This window comes from Stappia sp. P2PMeth1, assembly GCF_900185735.1.
In the GTDB taxonomy this organism is placed as follows: Bacteria; Pseudomonadota; Alphaproteobacteria; order Rhizobiales; family Stappiaceae; genus Stappia.
On the sequence record NZ_FYAW01000017.1, the window covers coordinates 359887 to 373017 of the forward strand.

A 13131-nucleotide genomic window follows, 5' to 3' on the forward strand; every position below is an offset into this window, starting at 1 on the left:
ACTCAGCGCCTTGCAGCAGTGGACCACCAGGTTTCGAAGCGCGGTCCGGTGATGGACTGGACCTCGGGGCGGTCGATCGCGGTCCAGCGCGCCACCCATTTTTCAGGAAGATGGAACAGGGGCACCACATAGGCACCCGAAATCAGCGCCCGGTCGAAGGCGCGCACGGCGGCGGTGAAGTCCTCCGCCTCGCGCGCGGCCAGCATGGCGTCGATCATCGCATCGACCGCCGGGCTCTTCACCCCGGCATAGTTGAACGACCCTTCCTGTCCGGCGGCCTCGCTGCCCCAGCGATAGCGCTGTTCGTTGCCGGGCGACAGGGAAACCAGCCAGGTGTTCAGCACCACGTCATAGTCGAAGGTCTGGCGGCGACGCTGATATTGGGCGCTGTCGACGGAGCGGATCCGCGCATCGACGCCGACGAGTTTCAGCGCCCGCTGATAGGCGATGGCGAGCCGCTCCTGGTCCTGCGATGCCACGAGGATCTCGAAGGACAGCGGCGCGCCGCCGGGGCCGCGCAGGACGCCTCCGTCGATGCGATAACCGGCTTCGCCGAGCAGTTCGACGGCGGCGCGCAGCACCTTGCGGTCGCGCCCCGATCCATCCGCCTCGGTCGGTTGCCAGGTGCCGGCCAGCACGTCCGGAGCGATCTCGTCGGCGAAGGGGGCGAGCAGCGCGCGTTCCGTCTCGCTTGCCGGGCGGCCGAGCGAGGACAGCACGGAATTGTCGAAATAGCCGCCGGTGCGGGCATAGAGCCCGTGATAGAGGGTGCGGTTGACCCATTCGAAGTCGAACAGCATCGCCAGCGCCCGGCGCACCCGCACGTCGGAGACGACCGGGCGGCGGGTGTTGAAGACGAAACCAAACATGCCGGCCGGGGTGCCGAGGCGGAAGCCTTCCTTGACCACCTTGCCACCGGTTACCGCCGGAAAATTGAGCGAGGTTGTCCAGCGGGCCGGATCGGCGACCGGGAGCACCTGGACCAGACCTTTCTTGAAGGCCTCGAACAGGGTGTTCTCGTCGCGGTAGTATTCGATGCTCAGTCGATCGAAATTGTAGAGGCCGCGGCGGATCGGCAGGTCCTTCGCCCAGTAGTCGGGATCGCGGCGATAGACGATGCGGGTGCCCGGATCGACGCTGTCGATCACATAGGGCCCGGAGCCGATCGGCGGGACGAGCGTGCTGCGGTCGAAGGTCTCGGGATCGATCGTGTGCTTGGCAAGGATCGGCGACATGCCGACGAGCAGCGGCAGTTCCCGGTCGGCCCCATCGTCGAAGGTGAAGCGAAGGCTGCGGTCGCCGGTCTTTTCCATCGAGGCGATGCGGGCATAGCGGGCGCGAAAATGCGGGCGCCCCTTGTCGCGCAGGATCTCGAAGGAGAAGATCACATCCTCGACCGTGACAGGCGTGCCGTCGGAGAACCGCGCCTTGTCATTCAGGCGAAACTCGATCCATTCGCGCGTTTCCGGCATGCGCACGGATTCGGCGAGCAGGCCGTAGAGGGTGAAGGGCTCGTCGAGATTGCGCTCCAAGAGGCTCTCGATCACCAGCGCTCCGAAATCCGTGTCGCGGATGCCGCGCGCGGTGGTTGTTCCCCCCTGGACGATGAACTGATTGAGGCTGTCGAACGAGCCCTGGACGCCATGGGTGACGGTGCCGCCGCGCGGCGCGTCGGGATCGGCATAGGGCAGATGAAGGAAATCGGCGGGCAGGGCGGGCTCGCCATGCATGGCGATGCCGTGGCTCCATGGCACACCGGTCTCCTCCGCCACGCTGGCAAGCGGCGCAAGCGCAAGCACGGCCGCCGCGAGAACGGCGGACAGCCTGGCCAGGGAGAGAATCGGGGCGGGTTTCATTTCGGTCATGCTGTCGAATCCTAGCGCCCAATCACTTTGTTATGGTTAACACAGTCTCAACGCCAGCCATGCCTCCGGCAGACCGCCCGGTGGAGCCGGGGACTGCGGCATTCGCGCAACAGCGTGGCAATCCCGCACGAATGAGGCGCCGTTGCGACGGCTCGCACCGCCGACAAACTGGATATTCCCTGCGCCAGACTGTAAAGATGCGCCCGTGATCGCACGGGCCAATGTCTTGCCGCATTCTTTGCGCACAGGTTTGGCAAGCGAGGACAGAGGTTTTCCCGTTGGTGGCGACGACGCGTTTCCATGTGCCCGCCGCAACGAAACAATCGACTTAGGGACGCATTGCATGGCTGAGAGACTGAAGAACCACTTGGCGGGTCTGGCCGTCGGCGTTGCGGCGAGCATCGCTTTCGCAGGCGGCGCCGTTGCGCAGACTGTCGAGCCTTCGGCGGATTCGCCCTGGGTGAAGATCTGCAACACCGACCCGCAGTCCAACAAGGAAATCTGCGTGGTGACGCAGGAACTGCGCACCGACACCGGTCAGTTCCTGGCATCCGTGGCGGTGCGCGAGATCGCCGGCGAGGCCCGCAAGACCCTGCTGATGGCCGTACCGCCGGGCATGCTGATCCAGCCGGGCCTGCGCGTGCAGGTCGACAACGGCAAGCAGACCGAAGCCAAGTACGGCATCTGCTTCCCGAATGCCTGTTACTCGGAACTGGTGATCGAGGATGCCTTCATCAGCTCTCTGAAGGCCGGCGGGAACCTGATTCTGACGACGCTGAACCAGCAGGCCAAGCAGGTTCCGTTCCAGTTGACGCTGACCGGCTTCACCAAGGTTTATGATGGCGCGGCGATTAATCCGGAGGAACTGCAGCAGAAGCAGCAGCAGTTGCAGTCCGAACTGCAGAAGCGTGCCGAGGAAGCCCGTCAGAAGCTGATCGAGAAGCAGAAGGAAGTGACCGGCTCGAACTGAGCCGCGTTCACCTGCCGGCAGAACAAAAGAAACGCCGCGGCTTCGGGCCGCGGCGTTTTTCGTTGGGCAGGCAAAGGATGCGGGAGAGGCCGGCAGTCAGTGCAGGTCCACGTCGCGCGGCCGGTACGAGCCATCGTCCTGCTGCTCGAAGATCTCGTCGACCTGGGGATGGCGAACGGGCTCGCCCGTGTCGTCCGGCACCAGGTTCTGTTCGGAGACATAGGCGACGTATTCCGTCTCCGCGTTCTCGGCGAGCAGGTGATAGAAGGGCTGGTCACGCTCCGGGCGCACGTCCTCCGGGATCGCTTCCCACCACTCCTCGGTGTTGGAGAAAGTCGGGTCGACATCGAAGATGATCCCACGGAAGGGATACACCCGGTGCTTGACGACCTGACCGATCATGAATTTCGCAGTGCGCATCTGTTCGGTTTCAGCCAATTTGAACGTAGGTCGGGATCTTCTCCCTTTGGTCAACACTAGCGCATACGCCCTCAACAGGCGGTTTACAAGTCGCGACCGGCTCCGCCGATCTACAGGCCGTAGAGGGCCGCCATGTCCGGATCCTTGGCCGCGACGATGCGGGCAAGGTCGACGATAACCTTCGCCTGTTTCCAGGTCGCATCGTCCTGCATCTTGCCGTCGATCATCACCGCGCCGGTGCCGTCGGGCATCGCCTCCAGGATGCGCAGCGCGAAGGCGACCTCGGCCGGCTCCGGGCTGAACACCCGCTTGGCGATGTCGATCTGGCTCGGATGCAGCGACCAGGCGCCGACGCAGCCCATCAGGAAGGCGTTGCGGAACTGCGCCTCGCAGGCGGCGGGATCGGAGAAGTCGCCGAAGGGACCGTAGAACGCCTTGATGCCGGCCGCCATGCAGGCATCGACCATCTTGGCGACCGTGTAGTGCCACAGATCCTGCTGGAAGACCGCGCGGGGGGCCGCATCCCCTCCGGCATCGGCCAGCACCGTGTAGTCGGGATGGCCGCCGCCGACGCGGGTGGTCTTCATGCCGCGCGAGGCGGCAAGATCGGCGGGACCAAGGCTCATCCCGTGCATGCGCGGGCTGGCGGTGGCGATCGCCTCGACATTCTTGACGCCCTCGGCGGTCTCCAGGATGGCATGGACGAGGATCGGCTTCGACACGCCGGCCCGAGCCTCGAGCTGGGCAAGAAGCTGGTCGATATAGTGGATGTCCCAAGGCCCCTCGACCTTGGGCAGCATGACGACGTCGAGCTTGCCGCCGACCTCGGTGACGATCTCGACGAGATCGTCCAGCACCCAGGGGCTGTTGAGGCAGTTGATGCGGGTCCACAGGCCGGTGGTGCCGAAATCGTTGTCCTGCGCCATACGGATGAAACCGCGACGCGCGTCGGTCTTGGCATCGGCGGGGATCGCGTCCTCCAGATTGCCGAGCACCACATCGACCGACCGAATGAGATCCGGCACCTTGGCGCGCATCTTTTCGACATGCGGCGGCACGAAATGGATCATGCGCTCCAGCCGCACCGGCTGCTCGCGCAGCGGCGCCGGCGCCCCGATGGCCAGCGGCTGATAGAAGGCACGCGGTGTCTTCATGATGGTCTCCTCCCGAACGGCCCGCGTCAGCGCGGTTCCTTACCCGTCATGTTGCGTTGCATATAATGGCTTTCGCGTTGCGGCATGCAAGCGGGACCTTCGGGCAAGGCGGAAGGCTTCACAGCCACTTGCGGATGATCCACATCCATTGGGCCGGATATTCGCGGATCCACTGCTCGAACAATGCGTGATAGCGGCGGGGGGGGGCCAGCGCGTCGGCCTTGCGGTCGCCGCTCTGCGGCATTTCGACGATGCGGGCCTCGATGCGGAAGCGATTTCCCGGCAGGCGCACGGTTCGGCTGGCGACGAGGGGCACCCCGGCCGCGCGGGCGATGGAGGCCGGATAGACCGTGGCCCAGGCATCGCGGCCGAAAAAGGGAATCACCGCGCCGCGGGGATCGCGCAGGTCGGCGAGCATGGCGGTGCGGCCGCCCGAGCGGGCAAGGGTCAGCAGCCGCCGCGCCGTCTCGTGACTCTTGGGATAGAGACCGCCTGGATAGATGCGGGCGCGCAGGTCGTAGACCAGACGGTCGACGAGGGGATTCTTGATCGACTGGTAGACCCCGGCCGGCTGCCATCCGGCGGCGAGGCCGCCCATGGCGGTCATTTCCCAGTTGCCGGTATGCAGCGAGACGACCACGGCGCCGCCATCGCCCACCGCCTTGCGGACGTCCTCCACGTCATATTCGAAGCGATCCGGCTGGGCGACGATGCGGTCGAGTTGCAGGGTTTCGGCGGCGATGCGGCCGAGATTCTCCCACATGTCGAGCACGAGGCGACGGCGCGCGGCCGGCGCAAGGTCCGGCATCGCCTTTTCGAGATTGCCGAGCGCGCGGCGGTGGCGGCTGTTGAAGCGCGCGAACAGACGCCAGCCCTTGCCCATGGCGGCAGACGCCGCATCCGGCGGCAGCAGCCGCAGCAGCCAGAGGGCAAAGCTCAGCAGCCGCCATTCCAGGCGATAGCGCCAACCGCGTCGCGTCGCCGGCAGGGTGCCGGTTTCGCCGGGGGAGTCCGTCTCCATCATCGCCTGTCGTCGTCTCTACTCACTTATGCGGAGGTCGTTGCCGTTGACCGGTCTCGGCGAACCCGCTAGGCCTGCGGTGATTAACCAAGCGGTCGAGGCTTGGCAACACGCTCCCTGTTGAAGCTCCCTGTTGCGCGGGCGCCCCTCCCGTCCGCCGGAGGCCCTGATGGAAAATGTGATCACGCTGGCCCTTCCGTTTTTCGGACTGATCTTTCTCGGGATCGGTGCCGGCAAGCTGAAGGATATTCCCGCCTCGGGGCTGGCGTGGATGCAGTTTTTCATCATCTACATCGCCCTGCCGGCGCTGTTCTTCCGCCTGCTCGCCAAGACGCCGATCGAGGAACTGACGAATGTCGGCTATGTGGCGGCGACAACCTTCGCCACCTACAGCGCCTTCGCCATCGCCTTCTGCATCGGCGTGCTGGCCTCGCGCGGCAGCATTCCCGAAGCGACGATCCAGGCGCTCGCCGGCTCCTATTCCAATGTCGGCTACATGGGGCCGGGGTTGACGCTGGCGGTGCTCGGACCGGCGGCGGCCGTGCCGACGGCGCTCGTGTTCTGCTTCGACAATATCCTGCTGTTCACGCTGACACCGCTGATGATGGCTCTCGGCGGCACCGACAACGAACCGCCGCTGAAGACCATGGTGACGGTGCTGAAGCGCATTTTCACTCATCCCTTCATCCTCGCCACCATTGCCGGCGTGATGGCGGCGGCGGTCGAGTTCCAGCCGCCGCAGGCGATCGACACGCTCTTGACCTTTCTCAGCAACGCGGCCGCCCCTTGCGCGCTTTTCGCCATGGGCGTGACGGTGGCGCAGCAGCCGATGGGGCGGGTGCCGCTGGAACTGCCGGTGATCCTCGCCGTCAAGCTGATCGTGCATCCGTTGATCGTGCTGGTGCTGCTGAACTGGATGGGCGGCGTCGAACCGGCTTGGGTGGCAACGGCGGTGCTGATGGCCTGCCTGCCTCCGGCGGCCAATGTCTTCGTGATCGCCCAGCAATATCATGTCTATGTCCAGCGCGCCTCCAGTGCGATCCTGATCGGCACCATCGCCTCGACGGTCACCGTGTCGGTCTTCATCTATCTGATCACCGAAGGATTGTTGCCGCTTCAGTAGAGGCTGCCCCGCAAGAGCAGCCGTCCGGGAGGAGACAGGACATGACGCAACAGCCGCTTGCCGGCATCACGGTGCTCGATTTCAGCACCCTGCTGCCGGGCCCGCTTGCCAGCTTGATGCTGGCCGAGGCCGGCGCCACGGTGATCAAGATCGAGCGTCCGGGCGGCGAGGACATGCGCTTCTTTCCGCCCAGGGCAGGACCGGCAAGCGCGCTCTACGCCATGCTCAACCGCGGCAAGACCTGTGTCGAACTCGACCTGAAGGACCCGGCCGCACGCGAGCGCGTGCTCGAACTCGTCGACGGCGCCGATGTGGTGCTGGAGCAGTTCCGACCCGGCGTGATGGCGCGGCTCGGCCTCGGGCCGCAGGACCTCGCTGCCCGCAACCCGCGCCTGATCTACTGTTCGATCACCGGGTTCGGACAGGGTGGTCCGCGCGCGCCAGACGCCGGGCACGACATCACCTACATGGCGCTGACCGGACTGCTGGCGCTCTCCTACGGCAGCGGCGAGGCGCCTGTTCTGCCCCCCGCGCAAATCGCCGATATCGGCGGCGGCAGCTTTCCGGCGGTGATGAACATTCTGCTGGCCTTGATCGCGCGCGAGCGCAGCGGCCGGGGCGCTGTGCTCGACATTGCCATGTGCGACGCGATGTTCACCTTCGCGCTGTTCGCCCAGGCCAAGCTCACGGCGACCGGCAGGGGGCCGGGCAACGGCGCCGATCTCCTCACCGGCGCCTCGCCGCGCTATCGCATCTATGCGGCCGGCGATGGCGGGCTGATCGCCGTCGGGGCGCTGGAGGAAAAATTCTGGACCGCGCTGTGCGATGTGGTCGGCCTGCCGGAGGCAGCGCGCGACGACCGCCGCGATCCGGACGGGACGGGCAGGGCGCTGGCCGCGGCCTTCGCCGCGCAGGACACCGCCTATTGGGCGCCCCGGCTTGCCGCCGCCGATTGCTGCGCCGCGCCGCTCGCCACCCTCGCGGAGGCCTTTGCCGATCCACATTTCCGCGAGCGCGGCCTGTTCGACTTCGACGTGGCGACGGGCGACGTGACGCTGCCGGCGACGGTGGTGCCGATTGCACCGGTCTTTCGCGGCGCCCGCAGCGCTAAGGCACCGGTATAGCCCCGTGCAGCGTCAGCCGAGCGGCAGGCCGCGCATCAGGCGCGGGCGGGCCATCAGTGGGGCGATGCCCTCGCGCATCAAGAGCCGGCGCAGCGGCGGCACGCGGCCGGCGAGGTAGAGCCCGATCCCGCGCAGCAGTTGCACGGGCAGAAGCTCGCTCAGCAGCGAGCGGTTGAGCAGGTCGACGGCCGTGGTGCGCGAGACGATGTCGGGCCGGCGCGCGCGCTCATAGGCGGCGAGCACCGACGGCGCGCCGATGTCCTCGCCGCGGCGGCGGGCAGCGACCAGGATCTCGCCGAGCGCGGCAACGTCGCGCAGGCCGAGATTGAGTCCCTGCGCTCCGATCGGCGGAAACACATGGGCGGCCTCGCCGACCAGCGCACAGCGGTTGGCGGCGACAGTTCTGGCCGTGAGCCCGCCGAGCGGATAGAGCTGCCGCTTGCCCAGAACCCGCATGCGGCCGAGGATCGAGGCGGCGCGCCGCTCGATCTCCAGCGCCAGCGTATCGTCGTCGAGCGCATGCAGGCGCTCGGCCTCGCCCGGTTCCTGAACCCAGACCAGCGAGGACTGGCGCCCCTTGAGCGGCACCAGCGTGAAGGGGCCGGTCGGCGTGTGGAACTCGCTGGAATGGCCGTGATGCGGCACGTCGTGCTCGAGATTGAGCACCAGGGCGCATTGCGGATAGCGCCACTCGCTGACAGCGATCCCCGCCGCCTCCCGCACGGCCGAGCGGCGACCGTCCGCGCCGATGGCAAGCCGGGCGGAGAGGGTGGTGCCGTCCGAAAGCGACAGGGTGACGCCGCTTTCGTCCGGTTCCAGCGCGTCGAGGCGGGCGTCGATCCGCTCCAGCAGCGGCTCGCTCGCGCAGGCTTCGGCCAGTTCGCGGTTGAGATCGGTGTTGCGGATGTTGTAGCCGAAGGCCGGAAGATCGAGTTCCGAGGCGTCGAAGACCACTTCGGGCGCACGAATCAGTCGGCCGGTCGCGTCGATGATGCGCATGTGCTCCAGCGGTGCGGTGTGCGGGGCGATCCGCTCCCACAGCTTCAGCGAGCGCAGCATCTCGACGGAGGACTCCAGCAGCGCCGTCGTGCGGTCGTCGGCGGCGGCAACGGCCGGAGCGACAAGCGCGGTGCGGAAGCCATGGCGGGCGAGCAGCAGAGCCATGCCCATCCCCGAAGGGCCGGCGCCGACGACGGCGATATCGGCCTGGCGCGGAGTGTTGCCGCTTGCGGTTTTGCGCTTTGTCATTGCCGGAACCCGATCTTTCCTCGAACCTTCAAGGGGAAGATGACGCGGCGGCGGCGTAATGCAAGCCCGGTGGCGACGCATTTGGTCGCATCCGGCGCAGCGCGGATGCCGATCCGCGTCCAAGGACACTATCATGCCGTGCGGATATCCGGGGACGAGCCGGAACGGTAAGCAGGAGCGGGACGTGCCGGCAGGACTGGAGATTTCGGCGAAAGGCACGGGCGGCGGAGAGCCGAGGGGCGGCGGCCTGTGGGGGCTCGCCGCGCGGCATCCGCGCGCCACGGTATTTGCCTGCATCGGCGTGGCGGCACTGGCTGGCTGGGCCTATCTGGCGGCAATGGTGGCCGCGATGGTGCCGGTGATGGATATGGACGAACTCGGCCCCGGCATGGTGCTGTTCAACACGTTCAATATCTTCGCCGGCCTGCCGACAGAGGCCCGCGTGTTGCTGGCGGCGATCTGCCTGCCGGAAGGCGCCTCGACCTTCGGCATGCCGGCCTCGGAACTGTGGTCGGCCCACGACATGCTGCTGGTCTTCGTCATGTGGGCGGCGATGGCGCTGGCGATGATGCTGCCGACGGCAGCTCCGGTGATCGCGACTTTCGCCGAGCGAGCGCGGCAACCGGGCGAGGGAACTCACAGCCTCCCGGCCGGGTGGGCGACGTTGCTGCTGGCCCTCGGTTATCTCTCTGTTTGGATGGCCTATGCGGTGGTGGCGACGGGCGCCCAGGCGGCGCTGACCGCGGCCGGTGCGCTGACGCCGATGATGGCGCCGGTGACCACCGTTCTGGCGGGCACGACGCTGGTTGCCGCCGGGATCTACCAGTTCACGCCGGCCAAGGCTGCCTGCCTGTGGCGCTGCCGCAATCCGCGGCTGTTCTTCGCCAGCCACCGGCCGAGGTCGCTTGCCGAAACCTTCCGCCTCGGCGTGATGCAGGGCCTGTTCTGCCTCGGCTGCTGTTGGGCCCTGATGACGGTGATGTTCGCCGTCGGCATCATGAACGTCTTGTGGATCGCCCTGCTCGGCCTCCTGATGGGGCTGGAAAAGACCTTCCTCTCGGACCGGCTGCCGCGCCTCGTCGGTGTCTTCCTGCTGCTGTGGGGTGGCTTCCTGCTGATGCTCGCCACCCTCGGCCACACGACCCTGGCCCGTTGAACTGCCCCGAGCCGGGTTTTTGCGACAAAAACATGTCAGTCTTGTTGCAGTTCGCCCCTCTTGCGGGCATAGGAAGGTCAGGGGGAACCATTCTCTCGTCCCTTCCGGCGGGGGAGGTGGACCAGGTTACGAGGTTGAGCCTGTGGCAAAGGGAAAGATGGCGGATCTCGACGCTGGCGTTACGGACAGGCTGAAGAGCGCGCATCCGCTGTTCCTGATCCATGTGCTGACCGCGCTCGGCGCCCCCATCGCGCTGCTGGCGCTTCTCGCCGGCTCGCACGGCGACTGGACGATGCTCTTCGTCTGGCTCGGCATTGCGCTCGTCATCGACGGCATCGACGGACCGCTCGCCCGCCGCTTCGACATCGCCCGGCGCATGCCGCAATGGTCCGGCGCCTCGCTCGACTTCGTCATCGACTACGCGACCTATGTCTTCCTGCCGGCCTTCGCACTGGCGGCCAGCGGCATGCTGTCGACCCCGTGGAACTGGATCTGCGGTGGTCTCGTCGTCTTCACCGGCGCGCTCTATTTCGCCGACAACGGCATGAAGCAGCCGGACGGCTCGTTCAAAGGCTTCCCGGCCGGCTGGAACATGGTGGTGTTCGGACTGATGGTGCTGTCCTCGTCGGAGGTCTTCACCGTTCTGTTCGTGGTGGCGCTGTGCGCGCTGACCTTCGCCCCGATCCGCTTCGTGCATCCGGTGCGGGTGACGCGCTGGCGCCCGCTGACGCTGGCCGTGACGCTGCTGTGGTTCGTGGCGGCGGGCTTCGCCATTGCCGACGGCATGTCGGCCGACGGGCCGGTCAAGTGGCTGCTCGCCGTCTCCAGCATCTATCTTCTCTCCGTCTCGGCCCTTCAGCAACTGCTGGACAACCTGCGCTGAGCTGATCGCCGCACCCGCTGGCGGCGTTTCTCCAGATCGCACAACGCCTGCCTTGCAAAAGGGGTTGCCCGCTCTGTCCGGCGCCCCCATCATCCGGCTCACGATCGAGACCCATCCCGACGGGAGCAAGACATGGTGAAAGCAATCAGGGTGCATGAGACCGGCGGACCGGACGTCATGCGCTGGGAAGACATCGAACTGGGCGGCCCGGGCAAGGGCGAGGCGCGGATCCGGCACACGGCCATTGGCCTCAACTTCATCGACATCTATTTCCGCTCCGGCCTTTATCCGGCGCCGGCCGGTCTGCCCTTTACCCCGGGCAACGAGGGCGCGGGCACCGTCGTCGCGGTCGGCGAGGGCGTGACCCATGTGGCGCCGGGCGACCGGGTCGCCTATGTCGGTCCGCTCGGCTCCTATGCCGAGGAGCGCCTGATCCCGGCCGACCGTCTGGTCAAGATCCCGGACGGGGTCGACGACAAGACCGCAGCCGGCATGATGCTCAAGGGCATGACCGCCCGCTATCTGCTGCGCAAGACCTACAACGTGACCTCCGACACCACGCTGCTGTTCCACGCGGCGGCGGGCGGCGTCGGCCTGATCGCCGGCCAGTGGGCGGCAAAGCTCGGCGCAACGGTGATCGGCACGGTCGGCTCCGACGAGAAGGCCGAGCTTGCCAAGGCCAACGGCTACACCCACGTCATCAACTACCGGAGCGAGAATTTCGTCGAGCGGGTGCGCGAGATCACCGGCGGCAAGCTGTGCGACGTGGTGTACGACTCGGTCGGCAAGGACACCTATCCCGGCTCGCTCGACTGCCTGCGCCCGCTTGGCCTGTGGGTGTCGTTCGGTCAGGCGTCCGGACCGATCACCGATTTCAACCTGGGCCTGCTCGGGCCGAAGGGCTCGCTCTATGCCACACGGCCGACGCTCTTCACCTACATCGCCTCGCGCGCCGACCTGGAGGAGACCGCCAACGATCTCTTCGACGTGGTGCGCTCCGGCGACGTCAAGATCCAGGTGAACCAGGAGTACCGGCTTGCCGACGCCGCCAAGGCGCATGAGGACCTGCAGGGGCGCAAGACCACCGGCACCACCGTCCTCGTGCCCTGACAACGCCTGTGGATCGGTCCCGCACCCTCTACGGCCCGGCGCTCCGCTATTTCGCGGCCGTCGCCCGGTCGGGATCGATCCGCTCGGCGGCACGCGAACTGAACGTCGCCTCGAGCGCCGTCAACCGGCAGATCCTGTGGTTGGAGCAGTCGCTCGGCCACACGCTGTTCGACCGGTTGGCGCGCGGGGTGCAACTGACGCCCGCGGGAGAGATCCTGCGGGCGCATGTCCTGCGAACCTTCGCCGACCTGGAGGCGACGCTGGGCGATCTCGACGCGCTGACCGGCATGCAGCGCGGCACCGTGCGCATCGCCAGCGTCGAGAGCGTCACCGAAAGCCTGTTGCCCGACGTGGTCGCCGCCTTTCGCCGCAGCTATCCCGGCATTCATCTGCACCTGGTGCTGACCGGCTCGGAACAGGTGGTGGAGGCGATCATCGCCGGCGAGGCGGATGTCGGCTTCGCCTTCGAGCCGCCGGACGATCCGCGCCTTGCGGTCGCCTTCCACCGGGATCTCGAAATCGGCGCTCTGGTGCGGCCCGGCCATCCGCTGACGCGGCTCGAGCGCGTGTCGCTGGCCGACTGCTTGGTCCATTCCTTCTGCTTTCCCTCGTCCGACCTGTCGTTGCGCAAGCGGCTCGATATGGCGCTCGCCGACGGCGGCTTTCCGCCCGGCGCCTTTGTCGAGGCGAATTCGCTGAAGCTGATGAAGGAACTGACCCGCAGCGACGACACCGTCGCCTTCCTGACCACGCTCGGCCTGGAACGGGATCTGGTCGAGGGCTCGCTGGTGTTCCTGCCGCTGGCCGAACAGCCCCTGAAGCGGGACCGCTTCACCATCCTGACCTCGGCGCATCGCAGCCTCGGGCATGCGGCACGGGCGTTTTTCGATCATTCGGTGGACGCATTGCGCGCTCGTCTTGCGATGATCGATGCCAATTCGGCATCATAGGGGTCGAAAATATCTTCTGGTCGCATCTGCTCGGCTGCTGCACTCTTTGGAGGCATGCACAATGCGTGACCATATCCGGCAGGGGGGCGATCGCACGCATGGAAGGG

The 13131-nt window shown here is 66.8% G+C and carries 12 protein-coding genes; 7 read left to right on the plus strand and 5 right to left on the minus strand.

Translation table 11 applies throughout. From position 1 onward, the window contains the following. Positions 1 to 2: 2 nt before the first annotated feature. Entirely contained in the window at positions 3 to 1865 is a 1863-nt protein-coding gene (locus P2PM1_RS10660; protein ID WP_371636620.1) for an extracellular solute-binding protein, read from the minus strand. Positions 1866 to 2070: 205 nt separating this feature from the next. Between P2PM1_RS10660 and P2PM1_RS10665 the strand changes: the two genes are divergently transcribed. Beyond that, complete coding sequence (locus tag P2PM1_RS10665; RefSeq protein ID WP_244301464.1) at positions 2071 to 2835, plus strand: invasion associated locus B family protein; 765 nt, start codon at positions 2071 to 2073, stop codon at positions 2833 to 2835. A gap of 96 nt (positions 2836 to 2931) precedes the next feature. On the opposite strand, the gene hspQ is transcribed toward P2PM1_RS10665, so the two are convergent. The 3 genes from hspQ to P2PM1_RS10680 all read right to left on the minus strand — a co-directional run bounded on the left by hspQ (position 2932) and on the right by P2PM1_RS10680 (position 5433). Next, positions 2932 to 3255, minus strand: a complete 324-nt coding sequence (gene hspQ / locus P2PM1_RS10670) for a heat shock protein HspQ (protein WP_186389498.1) — start codon at positions 3253 to 3255, stop codon at positions 2932 to 2934. Between the two features lie 110 nt (positions 3256 to 3365). After that, positions 3366 to 4409 carry a CoA ester lyase gene (locus tag P2PM1_RS10675; protein ID WP_186399029.1) on the minus strand — a complete coding sequence of 348 codons (1044 nt, stop codon included), beginning with the start codon at positions 4407 to 4409 and terminating at the stop codon, positions 3366 to 3368. A 118-nt stretch (positions 4410 to 4527) separates the two neighbouring features. Continuing rightward, entirely contained in the window at positions 4528 to 5433 is a 906-nt protein-coding gene (locus P2PM1_RS10680) for a lysophospholipid acyltransferase family protein (protein WP_186399030.1), read from the minus strand. Positions 5434 to 5599: 166 nt separating this feature from the next. On the opposite strand from P2PM1_RS10680, the gene P2PM1_RS10685 reads away from it, so the two are divergent. Further along, positions 5600 to 6553, plus strand: coding sequence for an AEC family transporter (locus P2PM1_RS10685; RefSeq protein ID WP_186389495.1), 954 nt, complete (start codon positions 5600 to 5602; stop codon positions 6551 to 6553). Between the two features lie 41 nt (positions 6554 to 6594). Next, complete coding sequence (locus P2PM1_RS10690; protein WP_186399031.1) at positions 6595 to 7677, plus strand: CaiB/BaiF CoA-transferase family protein; 1083 nt, start codon at positions 6595 to 6597, stop codon at positions 7675 to 7677. Between the two features lie 12 nt (positions 7678 to 7689). Here the strand turns inward: P2PM1_RS10690 and P2PM1_RS10695 are convergent, their stop codons facing one another. Continuing rightward, the gene (locus P2PM1_RS10695) at positions 7690 to 8925 is read right to left on the minus strand and encodes a UbiH/UbiF family hydroxylase (protein WP_186399032.1); all 1236 of its coding nucleotides are present in this window, start codon (positions 8923 to 8925) and stop codon (positions 7690 to 7692) included. Between the two features lie 184 nt (positions 8926 to 9109). Here P2PM1_RS10695 and P2PM1_RS10700 point away from each other — a divergent pair, with 184 nt between their 5' ends. The 4 genes from P2PM1_RS10700 to P2PM1_RS10715 all read left to right on the plus strand — a co-directional run bounded on the left by P2PM1_RS10700 (position 9110) and on the right by P2PM1_RS10715 (position 13024). After that, complete coding sequence (locus P2PM1_RS10700; RefSeq protein WP_208985238.1) at positions 9110 to 10081, plus strand: DUF2182 domain-containing protein; 972 nt, start codon at positions 9110 to 9112, stop codon at positions 10079 to 10081. Between the two features lie 157 nt (positions 10082 to 10238). Further along, positions 10239 to 10964 (plus strand): phosphatidylcholine/phosphatidylserine synthase, encoded by a 726-nt coding sequence (locus tag P2PM1_RS10705; protein WP_186395726.1) that lies wholly within the window; start codon positions 10239 to 10241, stop codon positions 10962 to 10964. A 132-nt stretch (positions 10965 to 11096) separates the two neighbouring features. Next, positions 11097 to 12074 (plus strand): quinone oxidoreductase, encoded by a 978-nt coding sequence (locus P2PM1_RS10710; protein ID WP_186399034.1) that lies wholly within the window; start codon positions 11097 to 11099, stop codon positions 12072 to 12074. An 8-nt stretch (positions 12075 to 12082) separates the two neighbouring features. After that, entirely contained in the window at positions 12083 to 13024 is a 942-nt protein-coding gene (locus tag P2PM1_RS10715) for a LysR family transcriptional regulator (RefSeq protein ID WP_186389489.1), read from the plus strand. Positions 13025 to 13131: the final 107 nt, after the last annotated feature.